A 24,188-nucleotide genomic window follows, 5' to 3' on the forward strand; every position below is an offset into this window, starting at 1 on the left:
GTGCACCGCAAGTACCACCACCACGAGATGACGTTCTCGATGGTGTACGCGTACAGCGAGAACTACGTCCTGCCCCTCTCGCACGACGAAGTCGTCCACGGCAAGCGGTCGTTGGTGTCGAAGATGCCGGGCGACTGGTGGCAGCAGCGGGCGAGCCTGCGCGCCTACCTCGCCTTCATGTGGGCCCACCCCGGCAAGCAACTGCTCTTCATGGGCCAGGAGTTCGCCCAGGGCGCGGAGTGGTCCGAGGCGCACGGCCCGGACTGGTGGCTGCTCGACCCGTCGTACGGCGCCGCCGCCGACCACCGGGGCGTACGGGACCTGGTGCGCGACCTCAACACCCAGTACCGCGCCACCCCGGCCCTGTGGCAGCGGGACACCGACCCCTCGGGCTTCGCCTGGGTCATGGGCGACGCGGCCGACGACAACGTCCTCGCCTTCCTGCGCCGCGACGCCGACGGCACCCCGCTCCTGGCGGTGTCCCACTTCTCCCCGGTGGTCCGCCACGACTACCGCCTCGGCGTCCCCGACGACATCCCCGCCTGGCACGAGACCCTCAACACCGACAGCGCCCACTACGGCGGCAGCGACGTCACCAACCCGGACGTGATCAAGCCGGAACCCCAGCCCTGGCACGGCTTCCCGGCGAGTGTCCGGCTGACGCTGCCGCCGCTTTCGACGGTGTGGCTGCGTCCGGCGTGAGCCAAGTGGGCCGGTCCGGGAGCCGTGCGCTCCCGGACCGGTGCCGTCACACGGCGGCCGGGGCCAGCCCCGCCGGGAGCTTCTCGCTGTGCAGGACGCCCAGTTGCTGGGTGGCGCGGGTCAGGGCGACATATAGGTCGCTCGTGCCGTAGTCGCCGGGTTCCACCACCAGGACCGAGTCGAATTCGAGGCCCTTGGCCTGGCGGGGGTCGAGGAGGACGACGCGCCGGGTCAGGTCGGGTTCGGTTCCGGCGGTGATGCCGTCGAGGCGGGCGGCGAGGGCCGGATGGAGGGGGCGGGGGGCGATGATCGCCAAGCGGCCCTCGTCCGGGGTGAGTTCGGCGGCCGCCTCGGCTACGGCGCCGGGGAGGTCGTCGGTCACCTCGCGCACCCAGGGCCGTGCGCCCGTCGAGCGGACGGAGGTGGGCGGCTCGAAGTCCGGGTCGGTGGCGCGGACCACGCCTGCGGCGAGGTCCATGATCTCGGACGGGGTGCGGTAGTTGACGCCGAGGCGGGTGTGTTCCCAGCGGTCCTCGACGTAGGGCGCGAGGATGTCCGACCAGGAGCCGACGCCCGCCGCCTCGGCGGTCTGGGCGGGGTCGCCGACCAGGGTCATGGAGCGGGTCGGGCTGCGCCGCATCAGCAACCGCCAGGCCATCGGGGAGAGTTCCTGCGCCTCGTCCACGATGATGTGCCCGAAGGCCCAGGTGCGGTCGGCGGCCGCGCGTTCGGCGGCGCTGCGGTGGTCGGCCTCCTCGTGGCGCTCGGCGAAGCGCTCGGCGTCGATGATGTCGTGCGCCGACAGCACCTCGGAGGCGTCGGCGTCCAGCTCCTCCTTGTCGTCGAACTCGTAGGTGCGGGAGGCGTACGACACGTCCAGCACGCCCTGCGCGAAGGCGATCTGGTGCTGCCGATCGCGTTCCGCGCGGGCGCGGATCATCCGGTCGTCCTCACCGAGGAGTTCGGCGGCCTCGTCCAGCAGCGGCACGTCCGCGACGGTCCAGGCGCGGGTCTCCGGGCGGCGGATCGCGTCGGCGTCCGCCGCCGGGAGGTGGCCGTCGGGCTCCGCGAGGAAGTCCGCGATCAGCCGGCGCGGGGTGACGCGGGGCCACAACTGGTCGATGGCGGACCAGACTTCGGGGTTCTCCGCGAGTTCGTCACGGATCTGGGTGATGTCGGAGGGGTCGAGGAGGCTGGTGCCGTCGTAGGGGTCGGTGCCCACGCGTTCGGCGTACAGCTCGGTCAGCGCGTTGAGGATGTGGCCCTCGAAGTGCTCACGGGCCACGTTGTGCGGCAGCCCGGTCGCGCGGGTGCGCTCGCGGGCGACGCCGACGAGGCCCTGGTCGAGCATCAGCACCTCGCGCTCGTGCTCGACGGTGATCACCGGGTCGGGCAGCGCCTGCCGGTCGCGTACGACGGCGGCGATCACGTCGGCCATCTCCGCGCGGCCCTTCACGGCGGCGGCCTCGGGGGTGTCCGTGGCGGTGGCCCGCACCCCGGGGAACAGCTCGCCGACGGTGGCCAGCAGTACGCCGGTCTCGCCGAGCGCGGGCAGCACCTCGCCGATGTAGCCGAGGAAGGCGGGGTTGGGGCCGACGATGAGGACGGCGCGGCGGGCCAGCAGTTCGCGGTGCTCGTAGAGGAGGTAGGCGGCGCGGTGCAGTGCCACCGCGGTCTTGCCGGTGCCGGGGCCGCCCTCGACCACGAGCACGCCCCGGTGCGGGGCCCGGATGATCTCGTCCTGCTCGGCCTGGATGGTGCGCACGATGTCGCCCATGCGGCCGGTGCGGGCCGAGTTCAGCGCGGCGAGCAGCACGGCGTCGCCGGTGGGGTCCTCGTGTCCGGTGCGCTCCTGGTCGCCGAGGTCGAGGATCTCGTCGTGCAAGGAGGTGACGCTGCGGCCCTCGGTGGTGATGTGCCGGCGCCTGCGCAGACCCATCGGGGTGTGCCCGGTGGCGAGATAGAAGGGACGGGCGACGTCGGCACGCCAGTCGACGAGGATCGGGGTGCGTTCGACGTCCTCCTCGCGCAGTCCGATGCGGCCGATGTGGTGGGTGGCGTCGTCGGACATGTCAATCCGGCCGAAGCAGAGGGAGCCGTCGACGGAGTTCAGCGCGGCGAGCAGCCCGGAGCGCTCGGCGACCAGGATGTCCCGCTCCAGCCGGGCCTGCTGAGGCTTGTCGCCCTGCGCGAGGGCGTCCTTGACCGAGGTCTCGGCCTCGCCGCGCAACACGTCCACGCGCTCGTACAGTCCGTCGATGAATTCCTGCTCGTGCCGCAATTCATCGTCCGGAAATTCTGTGTTTGACAATTCCACTCCCGCCCGCATATACTGTGCTCACTGAACTTCTTCGCGATCGCCTTTACGGAAGTCGCGAATCAATGAATATACATAAGGAAATCCCCCGAGCGCAATTGCTCGGGGATTTCCTTATGTCCGCGGAGCCGCGGGGGGATGTCCACGAGGCCGCGGAGGGGGCCTGCGGGAGCCCGCCAGGGGTCTCACAGCACGTCGGCGTCGGCCAGCTCCTCCAGCAGCCGTCGCTTGGAGCGTGCTCCCACCATCGACCTGACCGGCGCGCCGTCGCGGTAGACGACCAGGGTCGGCGCGGAGAGCACGCCGTGCGCGAGGGCCGTCGCCGGGTTGCGGTCCACGTCCACCTGGACGACCTTGAGCCGGTCGCCCTCGCTGAAGGCGATGTCCTTGAGCACCGGCACCATCTGGCGGCACGGCCCGCACCAGTCGGCCGTGAACTCCACCAGCACCGGCAGGTCGGAGCCGATCACCTCCACCGCGAAATCCGCGTCCGTCACTTCGGCCAGTCCGCTCGCCACGCTCATCGCGGCCCTCCCAGTTCGCACGAAGGCTCCGGACCCCCCGGAACCAGCGACTCGGCGGCCAGCTCCGCCCGCGCCTCCTCGGCCCGCCGCAACTGCCCCGCGACCGTCTCCCGCACCGCCGCGAGCTGCCCGATCAACTCGTCCAGCTCGTCCAGCTTGCGCCGGTAGACCACGAGCGACGCCGGACACGCGTCCCCCTCGGGATGCCCGGCCCGCAGACACTCCACGAACGGCCGCGTCTCCTCCAGCTCGAACCCGAAGTCCCTGAGCGTCCGGATCTGCCGCAACACCCGCAGATCCCCCTCGTCGTACTCCCGATACCCCTGCGCATCCCGCCGCGCGGGCAACAGCCCCCGCGCCTCGTAGTACCGCAGAGCCCGGGTGGTCGTACCGGCCCGCGTGGCCAGCTCGCCGATTCGCATGTCAGGGACGGTAGGGGTTGACGTGGGGGGCAAGGCAACCCGTGACGCCGTGATGGTCGTGGCCTGACGACATGGCGTGGTCGGGCCAACTCGGCGATCTCACCCCGGAACCCTGCGTACGCATGCTGTCATTGCCATGTGGATATTGATCGGTTTTTCGCCCTGGGTCCGGCTGCGCCTTTCGAGGTGCACGAGGTGTTCACTGATCGTCAAGTCCCCTTGGCAGCCTTCCGGGACCGCTGCCTCGCACAAGCCTCGCGAAGCTGGACGCCCACCGAGCTGATGGACTTCCAGCGTCCGGCGGAGAACCTGCTCACGTTCATCGGCCTCGGCGGAGCGGGGAAGAGCACCCTGCTCCGGCAGGCCGCACGGTTGGCGGCCACCGGCCAACTCGCCGGACTCCCCTCCCGCGGCGCCACAGCACAGATCAACTTCGCGGACCCTGACGCGCTCGGCTTCGAGGCGGTGCTCCTGCGTATCCGGGCGGCCGTCGGATCACTGGGCCGCAGCTGGCCCGCGTTCGATCTGGCCCTCGCCCTGTACTGGGAACGCAAGCACCCGGGCGAGAACCTGGTGACCTTCCTGCGTCGGCATGACGCGGCAGGCGCGGCGGCCGCGCGCGTCGCCGACCAGGTGGCGAACACTGTGGACCAGATGGCCGGCGGTTTCGGTCTCGTCGGTCTGGGCTACCAGTTGCTGAAGCTGGTCGGGCAGAAGGCCACGCAGAACAACCGCGTGAAGCATCTGATCCGGGAGTTCCCGCCCTTCGAGGCGTTGATCAACGAGACCGACCCCGACCGGATGCTCGGTTACCTGCCCGTCCTTCTCGCTCGTGACCTGGAAGCCCATCGGCGCAGGGAGCCGACCCTGGTGCTCTGCCTGCTCGACACCTTCGAGCACGTCCAGGTCCTCCCGCCCGAGCGGGACGGCCTGGAGGACCTGGTCTCACGCCTGGTCTATCTCATGCCCAACGTCCTCTTCCTCGCCTCGTCCCGACGCCATCTGACCTGGCACGACCCGATCCGTGCCACAACCCTCGTCTACGGAGGGCCGCAGCGCTGGCCGGGCCTGCGGGCACCGGATCAGGCCGACACCTCCACTCCGAGCGGCGACCAGCTCGCCCTGGAAGGCTTCGACGATCCCCAAGCGGACGAATATCTTCGGTCCCGCCTTACCCGCGAAGGCCGGCCAGCGATTCCGCAGCAACTGCGCCGCCGCATCATCGAAGGCTCCATCGGCTCACCCCACTACCTCGAACTGTCGGCCTCGCTCTACGAGCAGATCGCCGCCCGTGGCCAGACTCCGGAGGAAGAGCTCTTCGGCCTTCCCTTCCCCGAACTCGTCGTCCGTCTCATGCGGGATCTCGACGTGGTGGACCGGGACTTGCTGCGTGCCGCCGCCGTGCTGCAGGCTTTCGACCCGGACACCCTCGCCGCCGCGCTCCCCGGAGTGCGCAGGCGTCGCATCGAGGACTTCCTCCACCGCGCACTGGTGCTCTCGGACGACACGAGCTGGCCCGCCTATCGCCTGCACGAAAGCCTCAGGCAGGCTGTCAACGCGTGCGACGACCACACGCCGGACGGCTGGACGCCCAAGGAGCGCCAGCAAGCGGCGATGCGTGCCGTGGGACACCTCGCCGAGTCCGCGCTGACGGAGCACCGAGGACAAAGCACTGCGGGGGGCCACCGTGCCACCGCCGCGACCTACCTCCCCCGAGCCGTGTCCGCGTTCCTGCTCAGCTTCCAAGCCGCTGTCGAACACCGGATCCTGCCTCCTGACCTTGGTCAACTCGCCTACGTGCTCTATGAACTCGGGCAGTGGCAGGTACTCCTGGGACTACCGGCAATCCCAAGTGACGCGGCGGGGGAACTGATCCGCCTGCGGGAGACAGCCCGGATCTCGGCCGACACGAACCTCGAAGCCCGCGTGCGCCTCGCCCAGCTCCGAGCGCTGCCGCGAAAGGAAGGTGACCCGTACGCCGCCTACGGAGAGGTCGTGCGGGGAAACCTCGCGTTCTCCTGCGGGGAACTCGACGGAGCCGAGCGCGCCTTCACCGCCGTCGTCGACGAAGCCGAACCCCTCGGCAGCGAGGCACAGCTCGGACTGATCGGCCTGGCGCTCCGCACCAGCCGCTTCACCGCCCCCTTGCTCGCGGTGAGCCCGGCGCTGGAACCTCGGATCGCCCAGAGCGGTTCCGCCGACGCGCTGGGCCACCTGGAGTTGCACAACGCGAGGTTCCAGCGTGCGACAGAGCACTTCGGCCGAGCGCTTCAGCACGCCCGTGAGGCCAGATCCACCCTGTGGACCGCCCGTGCCACACGGCACCTCGCGCTGACTCACATGTGGCTCGAACCCGACACGGCGGCCGACTTCCTCACCGAGGCCCGGGACCTCAACAGCCGGCTGGGTGACACCATCGGCCTCGCCCAGTGTGACGTGGCGGACGCCCTCGTCCACGCGCACCGCGGCCGTTGGGACCGAGCCGAGCAACTCCTCGACCGGGCCAGGGCAGGCCACGCCGTCGCGGGGGTGACCTTCGACCTCCTTCCGATCGAGGCCATCGAAACCCTCGTCCTTCTCGGGCAACGCAAGCTGCCCGACGCCCGGAACACGGCGCGAAGCCTTGCCGCTGCCGCACATGCCGATCGCCCTCTCGGCCCACCTGTCTGGACCGCGATCACCGAACTCTGGACGGCCCCCGACCACCACGTCGCATTCGCCTCCATCGACTGGATCGAGCCGGAAACCGCGCGTCAGCGCTGGCAAGCACCCCTGGACAGATTGCTTGCCCGCGACCGGCGAGGGGAATGACTCAGCCCGTGCCACGACGCCTCACCCGCTGCGGCCCCCTCGACCTCGGCGACACCCGTGCCTTGTTCCCCACCGACCGCGTGCCCGAGTGCCAGGTTCAGGCGGCCCTGGCCGCGGCCACCCGGCGCCCGGCGTATGACGGTCCGCCTGTCGGACGTGACTACAACGGTCCAGTCGCCTTCGGCGCCGCGACCATCGCCAAAGCCCAACATCGACTTCATGAACTCCTCGACACCGCGCTCTGGTTCGCCGCGATCGGACCGCTCACCGGCATACCGGTTCCCGCTCTCCTGGATCACGGCACCACCTCGGAGCGGGACGGCAACCGCTGGTGGCTGGTCCTGGAGCGGATCCACGGAAGTGTCGTTCGCCACCCCACCCCGGCGCAACAGCACAGTCTCGGCAGGGCACTTCGCAGCTGGCACGAACAGGTGCCCCTCGCCGGCCTCGCTCTCGACGACCCCGGTGGTCTCGGCGTCATGCTGGGCAGCGCGCGAAAGTTCCACCCCGACACCTACCCCGCCTTCGCCGAGCTTCTGGCCGAAACCAGCCGCGGGCTGGAGATGACCGCTGTTCACAGCGACATCGCCGTGTCCCACAACGCGCTCGCCACCGAGGGCGGACGCCTCGCCGGAATTCTCGATCCCGGAGCGATCCACATCGCGCCGCCCGAGTTCGACCTGGCCTGGGCCCTCGCTGTCGACCTGCCCCGCGGCGCACAGATGGCTCCGCTCCTGGACGCCTACGGCCGGGACGGGTTCGACCAGTCCGGTCTCGACGCGCTGTTGCCGCTCTTCCAGTTCCGGCGGCTCCTCGACTGCTATGTCCTCGACGAGTTGGGGGACGCCCGTTGGCTCCATGACCACCTCAGCCTCCGCGCACCACACTTGCTGAGCCTTCCCGGAGTTCCCGCTCCGTTCTGAACCCGGCGGGACTGATCACACCCCCGCCGACTCCTCCACCTCCAGCAACGAAGCACTCCGCCGCTCCTCGTCGAACTTCCTCCGCCCACCCCGCAGCCCGAACAGCCGCTTGGTCAGGGCGATGTAGAGGACGGCGAGGATGTTGAGGGTCAGGGTGGCGATCTTGACCCAGCTGATGTGTTCGGTGAGTTCGTAGATTTCCAGGGGGAGGAAGGCGGCCGTGGCGACGACGGTCAGATACTCCGCCCAGCGTTTGGCGTACCAGAGGCCGACCGCTTCGATGAGTTCGATCAGGGCGTAGGCGAGGAGCACGGCCGCCACCGCCAGGAGGGTGGAGTGGTGGTAGCCGAACGCCTTCTGGATCGAGCCGATGACCGGGGAGTGGTCCAGGTCGTAGTGGAAGTGGCGGAAGACCGGGCGGAAGACGTCCAGGTACTCGTCGAAGAGGCGGCGCACCGCGTCCTGGCTGTTGCTGAACTTCCAGACCGCGACCGCGACGAGGACGATGAACACCCCGCGCAGCGCCCGTTCCACCGCGAGGAAGCGCAGGATGAACAGGTCCCGCAGCACCTTTCCGCGCGGGACGAGCGGGGCCTCCGACGCCGGGCCCGAGCCGTGGGGCTCGCCCAGGGTGAAGTCGCCGCAGCGCAGGCAGCGCCAGATGTCGCCCAGTTCGGTGCGGGCGTGCAGGCGTATGCGGAGGCGGGGGTCGTCCGGCGCGTAGGTCACATGGCCCTTGCGCGCGCAGGTCCGCCGGTCCCAGTCGATCTTCATCCCCCGTGCCTCCGTATGACGTGCCGTGCCGTGCCGGTACCGCGCGTTCGCGGGTCCGGCACGGCACGTTAGTGGATCGTGATGGGTCAGTCGGTCGGGGCGGTCACTTGGCCGCGGTTTCGGCCGGTTCCGCGGCGGGTTCCCGTGCCGACCGCGGTGACGGCTTCGGCTGCGGTGACGACTTCGGCTCCGCCTCCACGGCCGCCTCCTTCGCGTCGTCGGCCACCTCAGCGGCCTCGGCAACTCCAGCCATCCCAGTCGCCTCAGCAACCCCAGCGGCCTCGGCAACCCCCGCCGCCTCCGCCCCACCCCGCCCCGGCAGCAACACCGTCACCACCACCGTGCCCACCGCCAGAATCACCGCCCCGATCAGGCTCGTGTGGGCCACCGCGTCGGAGAACGACGCGCCGACCGCCTCGGCCATCCGGTGCGCGCCGGAGGCCAGTTGGGTCGCCTGGGCCTTCAGCTGGGCCGCCTGCTGCGGGTCGGTCGCGGCGGCTGCCTTCGCGGCGAGGGCGTGGGCCTTGTCGCCGATGCCCTGGGCGACCGCGTAGCCCGCGCCGACCGAGTCCCGGGCCGTCGCCAGGGCGTTGGCCGGGAGGCCGGACCCGCGAGTCGCCGAGGTCAGGTGGTCGCCGTAGGACGTGGCGAGGAGCGAGCCGAGGATCGCGATGCCGAGCGAGCCGCCCAGCTCCAGGGAGGTGTCGTTGACCGCGCCGCCCACGCCCAGCTCGGACTCCGGGAAGGAGCCCATGATCGCGTCGGTGCAGGGCGAGAGGGCGAGGCCGATGGCGAGGCCCAGGACGACGAGGGGCGCCACGAAGTCGCCGTACGTCGAGCCCGCGTCCACGCGGGTCAGCAGTGCGAGCGCGACCGTGCCGCCAAGCATGCCCGCGCCGACCGTCCAGCGCATCCCGACGCGCGGGGTGAGCCAGCCGGTGAGCGCCGAGCCGACGAAGACCGCGCCGGCCAGCGGCAGCATCCGTACGCCGGTCTCCAGGGCGTCGTAGCCCAGGACGAACTGGAGGTGCTGGGTCAGGTAGTAGAAGGCGCCGAAGACGGCCAGGAAGAACAGGGCGACGGCGAGGTTGGAGCCCGCGAAGCGGCGGTCGGCGAAGCGGCGTACGTCCAGGACCGGGCGCGGGTGCCGCAGCTCCCAGCCGACGAAGGCGAGCAGGCCGAGGCCCGCGACGACCGCGGCGGTGACGGCCTTGGTGCCCCAGCCGAAGTGCGGGCCCTCGATGATCATGTAGACGAGCGCGCCGACCCAGACGACCGAGAGCAGGCCGCCGACGTAGTCGATCCGCTCGCGGTGGCCCGACTTGGACGGCGGTACGAGGACCAGGGCGGCGACGATCGCGACGGCCGCGATCGGCACGTTGATCAGGAAGGTCGAGGACCAGCCGTGGTCGCGCAGCAGGGCGCCCGCGACGACCGGTCCGGCGGCGATGGCGAGGCCCGCCGTCGCGGTCCACAGGGTGATGGCCTTGGCGCGCTCGGCGCGCGGGAAGGTCGCCGCGAGCAGCGACAGCGTGGCCGGCATGATCAGCGCGGCCCCGAAGCCCATCACGGCACGCGCCGCGATGACGGTGGTGGAGCTGTCGGCGAAGTACCCGAAGACCGCTCCCCCGCCGAACACGGTGAGGCCGAGGATCAGCGCCCCGCGACGGCTGTACTTGTCGCCGATCGCGCCCAGCAGCAGCATCAGCGCGGCGTACGGAACGGTGTAGCCGTCGATCACCCACTGGAGGTCGGCGCTGGAGAGCCCCAGGTCACGGGTCATGTCGGGAGCGGCGACCGTGAGGGCGGTGTTCGCCATCACGATGATCAACAGGCTGAGGCACAGCACGAGCAGTGCCCACCAGCGCCGGGGGTACGGGCGCCCCGTTCGCTCGACCGGTTCGTTCATGACGAGTCGCATGGCAGGGGTGGCCTTCCTCAACAGCGTGCGCGACGGGACAACCTGCGCGAAATCGATTTGCACAGGGGCGTGCAATTGCACAACGATGTGCAATGTACGCCGTTGCACAACGCTGTGCAAGTCGAGAGGATGTGCACAATGACTGCCATGACCACGGGTAACCCCAGCCGCGCCGACACCAACCGGCGCCGCATCCTCGATGTCGCGCTCGCCGAACTGCTGCGTGACCCCGAGGCCTCGATGGACCAGATCGCGCGCGCGGCGGGCGTCGTACGGCGCACGGTGTACGGGCACTTCCCGAGCCGCGAGGCGCTGATCGGCACGCTCGTGGACGAGGCGGTGCAGGTGCTGACGGAGACCGACGCGTGCGCCCGGACGGATGTGACGGACCCGGCGGAGGCGGTGGCCCGTTCGGTGCTCACGGTCTGGGAGATCGCCGACCGCTACCGGCTGCTGGTGGCCCTCGCCCAGCGCACGGTCACCGTGCAGGGCATCCGCGACCGGCTCGCCCCGCTGCGCGCGGAGAAGGCCCAGTTGCTCCAACGCGGCCTGGAGGACGGCACGTTCGTCTCCCCGCTGCCGCCCGCGGCACTCTCGCTCGTCCACGAGCAGATGCTGTTCGCGGTGATGGAGGCCGTGAACGAGGGCGCGCTCCCGGCCGAGGAGGCGGGGAGCGCGGCGGCGGTGACGATGCTGACGGCGGCCGGGGTGCCGGCGGAGCGGGCGGTCGAGTTGGTGGAGCGGGCGCGGGGCCACGTCTAGACCGTCCTCAACGGCCGGACGCCCGGCCCCGGTTCAGGCGGGGCCGGGCGTCCGGAGTTTTCAACGGCCCCGGCTCGTGGCGAGGTTCGCGAACCGGCGGAGCCTCACGCCGTGGCCAGTTCCTTCTCCCCGCCCTCGCGCTCCCGGGGTTCCCGCGAGGCGTCGCCGTCGTCGAGCAACGTCGTCTCGTCGAAGGGAAGTTCACCCGAGAGCACCCGCTTCACCCGCTCCACGTCGATCTCCTTGGTCCAGGTGCCGATGAGCACCGTGGCGACGGAGTTGCCCGCGAAGTTGGTCAGGGCGCGCGCCTCGCTCATGAAGCGGTCGATGCCGACGACCAGGCCGATGCCGTCCACCAGCGCGGGCTTGTGCGACTGGAGTCCGCCGGCCAGCGTGGCGAGTCCGGCGCCGCTGACGCCCGCCGCACCCTTGGAGGCGAGCAGCAGGAAGAGCAGCAGCGGGATCTGCTCGCCGATCGACATGGGTGTACCGAGGGCGTCGGCGATGTAGAGGGACGCCATGGTCATGTAGATCATGGTGCCGTCGAGGTTGAAGGAGTACCCGGTCGGGACGGTGATGCCGACCACGGCCTTGCTGACTCCGAGGTGCTCCAGCTTGGCGATGAGCCGGGGCAGCGCGGACTCCGAGGACGAGGTCGACAGGATCAGCAGGAACTCGCGGGCGAGGTACTTGAAGAGCGAGAAGACGTTCAGCCCGGAGACGATCCGCAGCAGCGCGCCGAGCACCACGAAGACGAACAGCACACAGGTGACGTAGAAGCCGAGCATCAGCACGGCGAGGCTCTTGAGCGCGTCCAGTCCGGCGGAGCCGACGACGGCCGCGATGGCGCCGAACGCGCCGATGGGCGCGGCCCACATGACCATGGCGAGGATGCGGAAGACCAGCCGCTGGATGTGCTCGATGCCGCGCAGGACCGGCTGTCCGGCCGAGCCCATCGCCTGGAGCGCGAACCCGGCGAGCAGCGCGATCAGCAGGGTCTGCAGGACCTGACCCTCGGTGAAGGCGGACACGAAGGTGACCGGGATGATCGACAGCACGAAGTCCACCGGGGGCAGTGCGTCGCTGGATACCTGCGCGTGCCCGGTCTGGCGGAGGGCGTCGGTCAGGTGCAGGCCCTCGCCGGGGTGCAGGACGTTGCCGACGACGAGGCCGATGGCGAGCGCCACCAGCGACATGACGGTGAAGTAGCCGAGCGCGATGCCGCCGACCGCGCCGACCTTGGCGGCCTTCCGTACGGAACCGATGCCGAGCACGATCGTGCAGAAGATGATCGGCGAGATCATCATCTTGATGAGGTTCACGAAGCCGGTGCCCAGCGGCTTCAGCTCGACTCCGGCGTCGGGCCAGATGAGGCCCACGGCGATGCCGAGGGCGACCGCCACGATGACGGCGATGTAGAGATAGTGGGTGCGGTCCCGCTTCACGGCGGGTTCGGCAGGTGCCGTATCGGGGGTGCTGGCGGCCACGGCTGCCCTCCTTGACGTCTTCGTCGGCACCTTCGGCGTGCGGCTCACGTCCGGGCGGTGCGGGGGATCGCCGTACTATCTCCCGCCATGTGACGGCGGTCACCCTTGCGTTCATTTAGTTCACGCCGGGATGGACAGGCACACTGCTGGGATGCGTCCGCCCGCCCTCCCCCTGCCCCGCAGCCTCGCGGGCCAGCTGTTCGCCATGCAGGCCGTACTGATAGCGGTCGTGGTGGCGGGGTACGCGCTGTTCACCTACGTCAGCGACCGGCGGCAGGCCGAGGACGCGGCCGTACGGCAGGTGCGGGCGGTGGCGCGGACCATCGCGGACGCGCCCTCGGTGCGCGCGGCGATCCGCACCCCGGACCCGACGGCCGACCTGGAGCCGTACGCCCTCCAGGTCACCCGGGACGCCGACGTCGACTTCGTCACGATCATGAACCCCGACGGCATCCGCTGGACCCACCCGCACACCGGGGAGATCGGCAAGCGGTTCCTCGGCCGGATCGGGCCCGCGCAGCGGGGGCGGACCTTCACCGAGACGTACACCGGCACGCTCGGCCCTTCGGTGCGCGCGGTGACTCCGGTGCGGGACGGCGGCCGGATCGTGGGCCTGGTCAGCGCGGGCATCAAGGTGGAGGCGATCAGCGCGCGGGTCCAGGACCAGGTGACGGCGCTGTTCGCGGTGGCGGGCGCGGCGCTGCTGCTCGGCGCGGTGGGCACGTACGTCGTCAACGTCCGGCTGCGCCGCCACACCCACGGCATGAACGCGGCCGAGCTGAGCCGGATGCACGACTACCACCAGGCCGCGCTGCACGCGGTGCGCGAGGGTCTGCTGATGCTGGACGGGCAGGGGCGGGTGGCGCTGGCGAACGACGGCGGGCGCGAACTGCTCGGCCTCGGCGAGGACGCCGTGGGGCGGCCGGTGGCGGAGCTGGGACTGCCGGGCCCCCTGACCGGGGCGCTGCTCTCCCGTGAGTCCCGCGTGGACGAAGTACACCTGACCGCCTCCCGCGTCCTCGTGCTCAACACCTCGCCGGTGTCCGGCGGGGAGCGTCGGGGCACGGTGGTGACGCTCCGGGACGTGACGGAACTCCAGTCACTGATGGGCGAGTTGGACTCCGAGCGGGGCTTCAGCCAGGCGCTGCGCGCACAGGCGCACGAGGCGGCGAACCGGCTGCACACCATGGTCTCGCTGATCGAACTGGACCGGGCCGGGGAGGCGGTGGAGTTCGCCACGGCCGAACTGGAGCTGGCCCAGGCGCTGACCGACCGGGTGGTCGCGGCGGTGGGCGAACCGGTCCTCGCGGCCCTCCTGCTCGGCAAGACCGCGCAGGCGAACGAGCGGGGCGTGGAGCTGGTGGTCTCCCCCGACAGCCGCCTGGACGACGGGGTCCTGCCGCCCGGCCTGACCGCCCGGGACCTGGTGACCGTCCTCGGCAACCTCATCGACAACGCGGTGGACGCGGCCCAGGGCGGTCCGGGCGCGCGGGTCACGGTGACGGCGTACGCGTCCGGGTCCGCGCACTCCCTGGTCCTGCGGGTCTCCGACACCGGTCCGGGTGTCGACCCGGCCCACGCGGGGCTGGTGTTCCAGCGCGGCTGGTCGACCAAACCGGCCGGTCCCGGCGGACGCGGGCGCGGGCTCGGTCTGGCCCTGGTCCGTCAGGCGGTGACCCGGCTCGGCGGCACCCTGACGGTGACGGAGGCGGCGGAGGGCGGCGCGCTGTTCGAGGCCCGGCTGCCGCTGCACACCGCGGTCGGGGCGGGAGGCGAGGCATGACGGCCACCGGAGAACGCACGATTCGGGTCCTGATAGTGGAGGACGACCCGGTCGCCGCCGACGCGCACGTCCTCTACGTCAACCGCGTCCCCGGCTTCACCGCGGTCGGCAGCGCCCCCACCGGCGCCCGGGCCCTCCGCCTCCTCGACCGCACCCCGGTCGACCTGCTCCTCCTGGACCTCCACCTCCCCGACGTCCACGGCCTCCAGCTCGCCCGCTCCCTGCGCGCGGCGGGCCATCAGGCCGACGTCATAGCGGTCACCTCGGCCCGCGACCTGGCCGTCGTCCGCGAAGGCGTCTCCCTGGGCGTCGTCCAGTACGTCCTGAAGCCCTTCACCTTCGCCACCCTCCGCGACCGCCTCCTCCGCTACGCCGACTACCACGCCTCCGCGGGCGAGGCCACGGGCCAGGAAGACGTCGACCGAGCCCTCGCCGCCCTGCGCGCCCCGACCCCGACGGCCCTGCCGAAGGGGTTGAGCGCGCCTACGCTGGAGCGGGTCACGGCCGTACTGCGGGACGGCGCGGAGGGTCTCACGGCGGCCGGGGTCGCCGAGGAGGTGGGCATCTCGCGCATCACGGCGCGCCGTTATCTGGAGTACCTGGTGGAGTCGGCCCGGGCGGTCCGACGGCCGCAGTACGGCCAGGTGGGGCGCCCGGAGCTGATGTACCACTGGCTGCCGGAGGGGAAGGGCCGCTGAGGCGCCTTCCCTCCGGGCAGGACCGGCTGAAAGAGCTGAAAGGCGGGACCGGCTAGAAGACCGACTCCGCCTCGTCCATCCGCGACACCGGCACCGTCTTCAGTTCGGTGACCGCCTCCGCGAGCGGGACCAGGGTGATGTCGGTTCCGCGCAGGGCGGTCATGCCGCCGAAGTCGCCCCGGTGGGCGGCTTCCACGGCGTGCCAGCCGAAGCGGGTGGCGAGGACGCGGTCGTAGGCGGTGGGGGTGCCGCCGCGCTGGATGTGGCCGAGGATGACCGGGCGGGCCTCCTTGCCGAGGCGGCGCTCCAGTTCGTAGGCCAGCGCGGTGCCGATGCCCTGGAAGCGCTCGTGGCCGAACTGGTCGATCTCGCCCTTGCCGTAGTCCATCGTGCCGTCGAGCGGGTGGGCGCCCTCGGCGACGCAGATCACGGCGAACTTCTTGCCGCGCGCGAAGCGCTCCTCGACCATCTTCATCAGGTCGGCCGGGTCGAAGGGGCGCTCGGGCAGGCAGATGGCGTGGGCACCGGCGGCCATGCCGGACTCCAGGGCGATCCAGCCCGCGTGGCGGCCCATGACCTCGACGACCATCACCCGCTGGTGCGACTCGGCCGTGGTCTTCAGGCGGTCCATCGCCTCGGTGGCCACGCCGACGGCGGTGTCGAAGCCGAAGGTGCGGTCGGTGCCGGAGATGTCGTTGTCGATGGTCTTCGGCACGCCGACGACCGGCAGACCCGCGTCCGACAGCATCCGGGCCGCCGTCAGCGTGCCCTCGCCGCCGATCGGGATCAGCGCGTCGATGCCGAACTCCTCGGCCATGTCGGTGGCCCGCTCGCACGCCTCGCGCAGCCGGTCCCGCTCCAGGCGGGAGGAGCCGAGGATGGTGCCGCCGAGGGCGAGGATGCCGCTGACGTCGTCCAGGTCGAGGGAACGGTAGTGGCCGTCGAGCAGACCTCGGTAGCCGTCCTCGAAGCCGATGACCTCGTCGCCGTAGTGCGCCACCGCGCGGTGCACGACCGACCGGATCACGGCGTTCAGGCCCGGGCAGTCGCCGCCTGCGGTGAGAACTCCGATGCGCATCGTGCTGTGTCTCCTGCTCGCTGTGGGTACCGGTGAGCCGCTTCGATTCTTTCACGGCCGCCGAAGAGCCGACGACCACCACCCTCCCGACCGCCCCCGCCGCCCCTTTCCGGGCACCACCGCCGGAGGCGATGCGCACCCTGCGTGACCCCCCGGGCTGACGGGCGCCTTATCGACGGCCCAGAGTATTGTCAAGAGGGTTGTGCTCACCTCGGTGGGCGATTTTTGTGCCGGCGTACGGCGATCCCCCAGGTGGCGGAGTCGTACGAGCAAGGATCGGAGAGCACGCGTGACGCGCAGCGTGTACGTGACCGGGATCGACCGGAGCGACGGCCGTCAGGTCGTCGAACTGGGAGTCATGGAACTGCTGACCCGGCAGGTCGACCGGGTCGGGGTGTTCCGCCCCCTGGTGCACGACGGGCCGGACCGGATGTTCGAGCTGCTGCGGGCGCGCTACCGCCTCACCCAGGACCCGGCGACGGTCTACGGCATGGACTACGAGGAGGCGTCCAGCCTCCAGGCCGAGCGCGGCACCGACGAGCTGGTCTCCGTCCTGGTCGACCGCTTCCACCGGGTGGCCCGCGACTACGACGTGGTCCTGGTCCTCGGCACCGACTTCGCCGCCACCCAGCTCCCCGACGAGCTGGCGATCAACGCCCGGCTCGCGAACGAGTTCGGCGCCTCCGTGATCCCGATCGTGGGCGGCCGCAAGCAGACCGCCGCCGCCGTGCTCGCCGAGACCCGCAACGCCTTCCGCGCCTACGCGGGCCTCGGCTGCGACGTGCTCGCCATGGTCGCCAACCGGGTCGCCCGCGAGGACCGCGACGAGATCGCCGAGCGCCTCGCCGACCGGCTGCCCGTGCCCTGTTACGTGCTGCCCGACGAGCCCGCCCTGTCCGCGCCGACCGTCTCGCAGATCGCGCACGCGCTGGGCGCCAAGGTCCTGCTCGGGGACGACGCCGGGATGTCCCGTGACGCCCTTGACTTCGTCTTCGGCGGCGCCATGCTGCCCAACTTCCTCGCCGCCCTGACCCCCGGCTGCCTGGTCGTGACCCCGGGCGACCGCGCCGACCTGGTCGTGGGCGCGCTCGCCGCGCACAACGCGGGCACCCCGCCCATCGCCGGTGTGCTGCTCACCCTGAACGAGGTGCCGAGCAAGGAGATCCTCACCCTGGCCGCCCGTCTCGCCCCCGGCACTCCGGTGCTCTCGGTGGCCGGGACCAGCTTCCCGACCGCCGAGCAGCTGTTCTCGCTGGAGGGCCGGATGACGGCCGCCACCCCGCGCAAGGCGGAGACCGCGCTGGGCCTGTTCGAGCGGTACGCCGACACCGCGGGCCTCGCGGGCCGGGTCTCGGCGCCGAGCGGCGACCGGGTCACGCCGATGATGTTCGAGCACAAGCTCCTGGAGCGGGCCCGCGCCGACAAGCGCCGGGTCGTGCTCCCCGAGGGCACCGAGGAGCGGGTGCTGCACGCGGCCGAGGTGCTGCTGCGCCGGGACGTGTGCGACCTCACGCTGCTCGGCCCCGAGGACCAGATCCGCAAGAAGGCCGCCGACCTCGGCATCGACCTGGGCGACAGCCAGCTGATCGACCCGGCGACCTCCGAACTGCGCGACTCCTTCGCGGAGAAGTACGCCGCGCTGCGCGCCCACAAGGGCGTCACCGTGGAGCTGGCGTACGACGTGGTCACCGACGTGAACTACTTCGGCACGCTGATGGTCCAGGAGGGCCTGGCCGACGGCATGGTCTCCGGCTCGGTGCACTCCACCGCCGCGACGATCCGCCCCGCCTTCGAGATCATCAAGACCAGGCCGGACTCCTCGATCGTCTCGTCCGTCTTCTTCATGTGCCTGGCCGACAAGGTGCTGGTCTACGGCGACTGCGCGGTCAACCCCGACCCGGACGCCGAGCAGCTCGCGGACATCGCCGTGCAGTCGGCGGCGACGGCGGCGCAGTTCGGCGTGGAGCCGAGGATCGCGATGCTGTCGTACTCCACGGGGACGTCCGGTTCGGGCGCCGACGTGGAGAAGGTGCGCACGGCGACCGAGCTGGCGCGCTCGCGGCGGCCCGACCTGAAGATCGAGGGGCCGATCCAGTACGACGCGGCCGTGGACGCCGCCGTGGCCGCGACCAAGCTGCCCGGCTCGGAGGTCGCGGGCCAGGCGAGTGTGCTGATCTTCCCCGACCTGAACACCGGCAACAACACCTACAAGGCCGTGCAGCGCTCCGCGGGCGCCATCGCGGTCGGCCCGGTCCTCCAGGGCCTGCGCAAGCCGGTCAACGACCTGTCGCGGGGCGCTCTCGTCCCCGACATCGTGACGACAGTCGCCATCACCGCCATCCAGGCCCAGCAGCCGACCGAAACCGAAAGGGCTTCCGCGCAGTGACCCCCACCCGTGTCCTCGTCCTCAACTCCGGCTCGTCCTCGCTGAAGTACCAGCTCCTGGACATGCGGGACAGCAGCCGGCTCGCGGTGGGCCTGGTCGAGCGGATCGGCGAGCAGACCTCGCGGCTGCGCCACACCCTGGTCGCCACCGGCGAGACCCGTGAGCAGAACGGCCCGATCGCCGACCACGAGACCGCGCTGAAGGCGGTCGCCGAGGAGCTGGCCCGCGACGGGCTCGGCCTCGACTCGCCCGAACTGGCCGCGATCGGGCACCGGGTGGTGCACGGCGGCATGTTCTTCACCGAGCCCACCGTCATCGACGACGCGGTGCTCACCGAGATCGAGCGGCTGATCCCCGTCGCCCCGCTGCACAACCCGGCCAACCTCACCGGCATCCGCACCGCCCAGGCGCTGCGCCCCGACCTGCCCCAGGTCGCCGTGTTCGACACCGCCTTCCACACGACGATGCCGGAGTCGGCGGCGCGCTACGCGATCGACCCGAAGATCGCCGACCGGCACCGCATCCGCCGCTACGGCTTCCACGGCACCTCGCACGCCTACGTCTCCCGCGAGACCGCGAAGCTGCTGGGCAAGGCCCCTGACGAGGTCAACGTGATCGTGCTGCACCTGGGCAACGGCGCCTCGGCGTCGGCGGTGGAGCGCGGGCGGTGCGTGGAGACCTCGATGGGGCTGACGCCGCTGGAGGGTCTGGTCATGGGCACGCGCTCCGGTGATCTGGACCCGGCCGTCATCTTCCATTTGGCCCGTGTCGGCGGAATGTCCATGGACGAGATCGACACTCTTCTGAACAAGAGGAGCGGTCTGTTCGGACTGTGCGGGGACAATGACATGCGGGAGATCCGCCGCCGGATCGAGGAGGGCGACGAAGAGGCGTCCCTCGCCTTCGACATTTACATTCACCGCGTCAAGAAGTACATCGGCGCCTATTACGCCGTACTCGGGCAGGTGGACGCGGTGGCGTTCACCGCCGGGGTCGGGGAGAACGCGGCGGCCGTGCGCTCGGCGGCGGTCGCGGGCCTTGAGGGCCTTGGCCTGGCGGTGGACGAGGAACGGAACGCCGAACGGGCCGACGGGGCCCGGCTGATCTCGCCCGCGTCCGCGCGGGTGGCCGTCGCCGTGGTACCGACCGACGAGGAACTGGAGATCGCCACGCAGACCTATGCGCTGGTCGGAAAGAAGAGCTAAGCATTACACCGCAGTAACACGCCTGAGCGCCTGTCCGCCCATTTGTATCTCCGCAGGGCGGAATATTCCGCAGTGAAACAAACCGATAGGATCGCCTCATGCGCCGTTCGAAAATCGTCTGTACTCTCGGCCCCGCGGTCGACTCCCACGAGATGCTCGTCGCCATGATCGAGGCGGGCATGAATGTGGCCCGCTTCAACTTCAGCCACGGCACCCACGCCGAGCACCAGGCGCGGTACGACCGCGTCCGCGCCGCCTCCAAGGAGACCGGCCGCCCCATCGGTGTGCTGGCCGACCTCCAGGGCCCGAAGATCCGCCTGGAGACCTTCGCCGAGGGTCCGGTCGAGCTGGAGCGCGGTGACGAGTTCGTCATCACGACCGAGGACGTGCCGGGCGACAAGCAGATCTGCGGTACGACGTACAAGGGCCTGCCGGGTGACGTCTCGCGCGGCGACCAGATCCTCATCAACGACGGCAACGTCGAGCTGAAGGTCGTCGACGTCGAGGGCCCGCGGGTGCGGACGATCGTCATCGAGGGCGGTGTGGTCTCCGACCACAAGGGCATCAACCTGCCCGGCGCGGCGGTCAACGTGCCCGCGCTGTCCGAGAAGGACGTCGAGGACCTGCGCTTCGCGCTCCGCATGGGCTGCGACATGGTCGCGCTGTCCTTCGTCCGCGACGCCAAGGACGTGCAGGACGTCCACAAGGTGATGGACGAGGAGGGCCGCCGTGTTCCGGTGATCGCCAAGGTGGAGAAGCCGCAGGCGGTCGAGAACATGGAGGACGTCGTGCTGGCGTTCGACGGCGTGATGGTCGCCCGTGGTGACCTCGCCGTCGAGTACCCGCTCGAGAAGGTCCCGATGGTGCAGAAGCGCCTGATCGAGCTGTGCCGCCGCAACGCCAAGCCGGTGATCGTCGCGACCCAGATGATGGAGTCGATGATCACCAACTCGCGGCCGACCCGCGCCGAGGCCTCCGACGTGGCCAACGCGATCCTGGACGGCGCCGACGCGGTCATGCTGTCGGCCGAGTCGAGCGTGGGCGCGTACCCGGTCGAGACCGTGAAGACGATGTCGAAGATCGTCAAGGCGGCCGAGGAGGAGCTGCTCTCCAAGGGCCTCCAGCCGCTGGTGCCGGGCAAGAAGCCGCGCACGCAGGGCGGTTCGGTGGCCCGCGCGGCGGCCGAGATCGCCGACTTCCTCGGCGCCAAGGGCCTGATCGCGTTCACCAAGTCCGGTGACACCGCCCGCCGTCTGTCGCGCTACCGCGCCGCCCAGCCGATCCTCGCCTTCACCACCGACGAGGGCACCCGCAACCAGCTGACCCTCAGCTGGGGCGTCGAGTCGCACGTCGTGCCGTTCGTGAACACCACGGACGAGATGGTCGACATGGTCGACCAGGAGCTGGCCGGCCTCAACCGCTTCAGCGCGGGCGACACGGTCATCATCACCGCGGGCTCGCCCCCCGGCGTCCCCGGCACCACCAACATGGTCCGGGTGCACCACGTGGGCGGCGACGCCAACTGACGTCTCCTCTCCGAGGATTCACGCATCACCGAGGGCGCTCCCTGCGACGGGGGGCGCCTTCGGCGTTGGACGGCACCCGCCGTCTCGATAAGGCTCCCGCCTGTTCCGTGCCCCCGGTGATCCATGCGATCATCCGGCCACGTCGATCCGGGGGGCAGCGTGACGAATCAGCCGCAGATCCGCCGCAGGCGGTTGCTGCTCGCCAGTACGGCGGGAGTCGTCGCCGTGGGCGGGATGTCGGGAGACCTGATCTTCGGTTTCCTGAAGGACAGGTGGGCGCTGGGGACCTTCGCGGGTGCCGCCGTGCTGGTGGGCGGTCTGTCGGCCTTCATGTACCGCCACTCGGCCGACGATCTCGTGGCCTCGGGCGGTCCCGGGCTCGAACTGCGGCGCCAACTCCCCCATGAGCCCGTCCTCGTGGGACGCGACGTCCTGCGGGACAGCCTCGTCGAACGGCTCCGGGACGTACCGCCCCCGACGGGCGACGTACTGCCGGGAGACCCTTCGGCCGGACAGGCGGCGGTGACCGTGGTCCACGGCGCGGCCGGTACGGGAAAGACCGCGCTCGCCCTGCACGCGGCCCACCGCGTCAAGGAGCACTACCCCGACGGACAGCTCTACGTCGATCTGCGCGGTGACGCGGACGCCCCGCGCGAGGCGGGCGGGGTCCTGGCGGAGTTCCTGCGCAGCCTGGGCGCGGCGATGCCCGACATCCCCCGGGGAACGCAGGACCGGGCGGCGCTGTTCCGCAGCCTCACCAACGGCCTCCGGCTGCTGGTCGTCCTGGACAACGCGCACAGCACGGAACAGATCCAGCCACTTCTGCCCGTGGGGGCGGGCTGCTCGGTCCTCGTGACGAGCAGACGGGAGCTGTCGGCCGGCGGTGTCACCCGGCGCCGTGGCGTGAAGGTGCAGCTCCCGGAGGAGGACCAGGCGCTGGAGGTGCTCAGCGCGTACGCGGGCCCGGAACGTGTCGCCGCCGATCCGGCCGCGGCACTGGAGATCGTGCAGTTCTGCGGGCGTCTTCCGCTGGCCCTGCGCATCGTGGGCGGCAAGATCGGCGTGCGGGAGGACCTGACGCTCCGGCAGATGCGCGCGCGGCTGGAGGACGAACGGGCACGGCTGCACGAGCTGGTCTACGAGAACCTGAGCCTTCAGGCGTGTCTGTCCCTGACATACCGGGACCTCCCCGAGACCGTCCGCACGGCGGTGGGCCTGCTGGCCTCGCTGCCCGTCGGGGGCCTCACCGACTGGCATGTCGGCCGGTCCCTGCCGCACCCGGGCATGACGGGAGGCGTCACCGACGAACTGGTCGCGGTCGGCCTGATGGAGGCGGGCGGCGGAGACTCGGCGGAGTCCGGCTACCGCTTCCACGACCTCGTGCGTGTCTTCGCGAGCGAGCAGTACGACACCCTGCCGCCGGAGGAACGGCGGACGGCCGAGGAGCGTCTGGTGCGCGCCTACCGCGACGCCGTCGTACGCCTGGCGGCGGCCCGGGCCCCGGAACTCGCCGCCGAGGCACCCCGGGAGGGCGCCGGGGAGCCGGACCGTGAGTCGGCCGGTCCCTGGGTGGCCCGGGAGGGCGAGCGTGTCCAGTGGGCGATCGCGCGCGCCCGGCGCCTGGACATGGAGGCCACGGGCACGGAGACGGCCGAGGCGCTGTCGTACTTCCTCGACGACATGACCCTGTCCTCGGCGTCGGCCCAGTGGCTCTTCCGGGAGGGAACGGAGCACCGGCCCCGGGTGGTACGGAGCCTGCGCCGGGGGCGCGCGCTGGCCGCCCTGGCGGAGGGAGCGCCGGACACGGCCCTGGAACTGCTCGTCGCCGAGGACGCCACGGCCCCGGACGACGTGCAGGCGGCGCGGGACCGCATGGTCGTGGCGAGGGCGTACGCGGCCAAGAACGACTATCCGGCCGCGCTGGAGCACATGAGCCGGGCCGTCGACGCGTTGCGCACCCGGGACGATCCGTGGCACGTGCTGAACTCCCTGGAGAAACTGGGCGAGTTCCAGAGGTGGCGCGGCAGTCCCGAGAAGGCGGAGGAGAGCCAGCGGGAGGCCCTGCGGCTGGCCCTGGAGTCCGGGGACACCCGGGCCAGGGCCCGGCTGCGGCGCACCCTGGCCGAGACCCTGGGCTATCTGCGCAGGCCCGAGGAGGCGGCCCCGCTCCTGGAACAGGCCGTCCATGACTTCAAGGTGCTGAACGACCGGGTCTGGGAGGGCGCGAGCCTCTACGCCCTGGGCAAGATCTACCGGCTGCTCGGACGCCGTGAACAGGCCCTGGAGACCTACGACAAGGCCGAGGACATCCTCGGTCCCCTGGGCGAACGGCTGTGGACCGGCCGCGTTCAGAACGCGCGTATCCGGGTGTACGCCGGGCTCGGGCGGTTCGACGACGCCTGGGCCTCGGTGCGGGCGGCCCTCGACCTGTTCGAGCAGCTGGGGAACGAGATGTGGTGCGCCCACACCGAGCGGGACGTCGGCTGGCTCCAGCTGCGCCAGGACCGTCCGGACCAAGCGCTGGCGCCGCTCACCCGGGCGATCGAGGTGACCGGCCGGGCCGGTGACGCGTACGCGGAGGCCATGGCCCTGCATCTGCGGGGTGTGGCGTACCGGGAACTGGGACGGTTCCGCGAGGCGCGCGACGACTTGGAGGCGGCCTTCGCCGTCTACCGGGGCGGCGCCTACGAGTGGAACGAGGCGGCGGTCCTGCACGACCTGATCCGGGCCCTGCGCGCGGACGGCGCCGCCGAGGAGGCGGCCGCGCTGGAGGCGGCCGCCGTCGCGGACCATCCGGCGTTCGTGCGGATGGCGGGCCGGGACGGCGCCCGCGCGGTGCCGGACGAGGAGTGACCGACGCGCACGTGGC

17 protein-coding genes are annotated in these 24,188 nt (G+C 71.2%); 10 read left to right on the plus strand and 7 right to left on the minus strand.

The annotated features are described in order from the left end of the window. Positions 1-702 (plus strand): alpha amylase C-terminal domain-containing protein (locus GTW40_RS26390; protein ID WP_202486453.1); only part of this gene is annotated, 702 nt, incomplete at its 5' end. A gap of 46 nt (positions 703-748) precedes the next feature. Here GTW40_RS26390 and GTW40_RS26395 read toward each other — a convergent pair. From GTW40_RS26395 to GTW40_RS26405, 3 genes are all read right to left on the minus strand, one after another. Next, positions 749-3,031, minus strand: a complete 2,283-nt coding sequence (locus GTW40_RS26395) for a UvrD-helicase domain-containing protein (protein WP_202486454.1) — start codon at positions 3,029-3,031, stop codon at positions 749-751. A 173-nt stretch (positions 3,032-3,204) separates the two neighbouring features. Beyond that, on the minus strand, positions 3,205-3,543 hold the full coding sequence (locus GTW40_RS26400; protein WP_272919042.1) for a thioredoxin domain-containing protein: 339 nt from the start codon (positions 3,541-3,543) through the stop codon (positions 3,205-3,207). Beyond that, positions 3,540-3,965, minus strand: coding sequence for a MerR family transcriptional regulator (locus GTW40_RS26405; RefSeq protein ID WP_161182664.1), 426 nt, complete (start codon positions 3,963-3,965; stop codon positions 3,540-3,542). The genes GTW40_RS26400 and GTW40_RS26405 overlap by 4 nt, the downstream gene beginning before the upstream one ends. Positions 3,966-4,103: 138 nt before the next feature. On the opposite strand from GTW40_RS26405, the gene GTW40_RS26410 reads away from it, so the two are divergent. Next, complete coding sequence (locus tag GTW40_RS26410) at positions 4,104-6,776, plus strand: hypothetical protein (RefSeq protein ID WP_161182665.1); 2,673 nt, start codon at positions 4,104-4,106, stop codon at positions 6,774-6,776. A gap of 8 nt (positions 6,777-6,784) precedes the next feature. Next, positions 6,785-7,699 carry a phosphotransferase gene (locus GTW40_RS26415; RefSeq protein ID WP_161182666.1) on the plus strand — a complete coding sequence of 305 codons (915 nt, stop codon included), beginning with the start codon at positions 6,785-6,787 and terminating at the stop codon, positions 7,697-7,699. Between the two features lie 15 nt (positions 7,700-7,714). Here GTW40_RS26415 and GTW40_RS26420 read toward each other — a convergent pair whose 3' ends face one another. Both GTW40_RS26420 and GTW40_RS26425 read right to left on the minus strand, forming a co-directional pair. Next, complete coding sequence (locus tag GTW40_RS26420) at positions 7,715-8,473, minus strand: DUF2127 domain-containing protein (protein ID WP_161182667.1); 759 nt, start codon at positions 8,471-8,473, stop codon at positions 7,715-7,717. Positions 8,474-8,576: 103 nt separating this feature from the next. Next, the gene (locus GTW40_RS26425) at positions 8,577-10,394 is read right to left on the minus strand and encodes an MFS transporter (RefSeq protein ID WP_161182668.1); all 1,818 of its coding nucleotides are present in this window, start codon (positions 10,392-10,394) and stop codon (positions 8,577-8,579) included. A 147-nt stretch (positions 10,395-10,541) separates the two neighbouring features. Between GTW40_RS26425 and GTW40_RS26430 the strand changes: the two genes are divergently transcribed. Next, entirely contained in the window at positions 10,542-11,156 is a 615-nt protein-coding gene (locus GTW40_RS26430; RefSeq protein WP_202486455.1) for a TetR/AcrR family transcriptional regulator, read from the plus strand. A gap of 104 nt (positions 11,157-11,260) precedes the next feature. On the opposite strand, the gene GTW40_RS26435 is transcribed toward GTW40_RS26430, so the two are convergent. Further along, a complete protein-coding gene (locus tag GTW40_RS26435; RefSeq protein ID WP_161182670.1) occupies positions 11,261-12,643 on the minus strand; it encodes a cation:dicarboxylase symporter family transporter in 1,383 nt (460 codons plus the stop codon). 151 nt (positions 12,644-12,794) lie between these two features. Here GTW40_RS26435 and GTW40_RS26440 point away from each other — a divergent pair, with 151 nt between their 5' ends. Both GTW40_RS26440 and GTW40_RS26445 read left to right on the plus strand, forming a co-directional pair. After that, complete coding sequence (locus GTW40_RS26440) at positions 12,795-14,426, plus strand: sensor histidine kinase (RefSeq protein WP_161182671.1); 1,632 nt, start codon at positions 12,795-12,797, stop codon at positions 14,424-14,426. Further along, positions 14,423-15,124, plus strand: a complete 702-nt coding sequence (locus tag GTW40_RS26445) for a response regulator (RefSeq protein WP_161182672.1) — start codon at positions 14,423-14,425, stop codon at positions 15,122-15,124. Before GTW40_RS26440 ends, GTW40_RS26445 begins: the two co-directional genes overlap by 4 nt. A gap of 52 nt (positions 15,125-15,176) precedes the next feature. Here GTW40_RS26445 and GTW40_RS26450 read toward each other — a convergent pair whose 3' ends face one another. Continuing rightward, positions 15,177-16,202 (minus strand): ATP-dependent 6-phosphofructokinase, encoded by a 1,026-nt coding sequence (locus GTW40_RS26450; RefSeq protein WP_161182673.1) that lies wholly within the window; start codon positions 16,200-16,202, stop codon positions 15,177-15,179. A gap of 289 nt (positions 16,203-16,491) precedes the next feature. Here GTW40_RS26450 and pta point away from each other — a divergent pair, with 289 nt between their 5' ends. From pta to GTW40_RS26470, 4 genes are all read left to right on the plus strand, one after another. Further along, the gene (gene pta, locus GTW40_RS26455) at positions 16,492-18,588 is read left to right on the plus strand and encodes a phosphate acetyltransferase (protein WP_161182674.1); all 2,097 of its coding nucleotides are present in this window, start codon (positions 16,492-16,494) and stop codon (positions 18,586-18,588) included. Then, positions 18,585-19,793 (plus strand): acetate kinase, encoded by a 1,209-nt coding sequence (locus GTW40_RS26460; RefSeq protein WP_161182675.1) that lies wholly within the window; start codon positions 18,585-18,587, stop codon positions 19,791-19,793. The genes pta and GTW40_RS26460 overlap by 4 nt, the downstream gene beginning before the upstream one ends. 98 nt (positions 19,794-19,891) lie before the next feature. Beyond that, positions 19,892-21,319: a pyruvate kinase gene (gene pyk / locus GTW40_RS26465; RefSeq protein WP_161182676.1), complete on the plus strand. Its 1,428-nt coding sequence runs from the start codon at positions 19,892-19,894 to the stop codon at positions 21,317-21,319. Between the two features lie 159 nt (positions 21,320-21,478). After that, positions 21,479-24,172, plus strand: coding sequence for a tetratricopeptide repeat protein (locus GTW40_RS26470; protein ID WP_161182677.1), 2,694 nt, complete (start codon positions 21,479-21,481; stop codon positions 24,170-24,172). Positions 24,173-24,188 lie beyond the last annotated feature (16 nt).

It is taken from the genome of Streptomyces sp. SID4985, assembly GCF_009863025.1.
In the GTDB taxonomy this organism is placed as follows: Bacteria; Actinomycetota; Actinomycetes; order Streptomycetales; family Streptomycetaceae; genus Streptomyces.

Excerpts from the sequence above, each read along its gene's own strand:
- GTW40_RS26395 (WP_202486454.1), bottom strand. The coding sequence starts at position 3,031 with ATGCGGGCGGGAGTGGAATTGTCAAACACAGAATTTCCGGACGATGAA.
- GTW40_RS26400 (WP_272919042.1), bottom strand. The coding sequence starts at position 3,543 with ATGAGCGTGGCGAGCGGACTGGCCGAAGTGACGGACGCGGATTTCGCG.
- GTW40_RS26405 (WP_161182664.1), bottom strand. The coding sequence starts at position 3,965 with ATGCGAATCGGCGAGCTGGCCACGCGGGCCGGTACGACCACCCGGGCT.
- GTW40_RS26420 (WP_161182667.1), bottom strand. The coding sequence starts at position 8,473 with ATGAAGATCGACTGGGACCGGCGGACCTGCGCGCGCAAGGGCCATGTG.
- GTW40_RS26425 (WP_161182668.1), bottom strand. The coding sequence starts at position 10,394 with ATGCGACTCGTCATGAACGAACCGGTCGAGCGAACGGGGCGCCCGTAC.
- GTW40_RS26430 (WP_202486455.1), top strand. The coding sequence starts at position 10,542 with ATGACCACGGGTAACCCCAGCCGCGCCGACACCAACCGGCGCCGCATC.
- GTW40_RS26440 (WP_161182671.1), top strand. The coding sequence starts at position 12,795 with ATGCGTCCGCCCGCCCTCCCCCTGCCCCGCAGCCTCGCGGGCCAGCTG.
- GTW40_RS26445 (WP_161182672.1), top strand. The coding sequence starts at position 14,423 with ATGACGGCCACCGGAGAACGCACGATTCGGGTCCTGATAGTGGAGGAC.
- GTW40_RS26450 (WP_161182673.1), bottom strand. The coding sequence starts at position 16,202 with ATGCGCATCGGAGTTCTCACCGCAGGCGGCGACTGCCCGGGCCTGAAC.
- pyk (WP_161182676.1), top strand. The coding sequence starts at position 19,892 with ATGCGCCGTTCGAAAATCGTCTGTACTCTCGGCCCCGCGGTCGACTCC.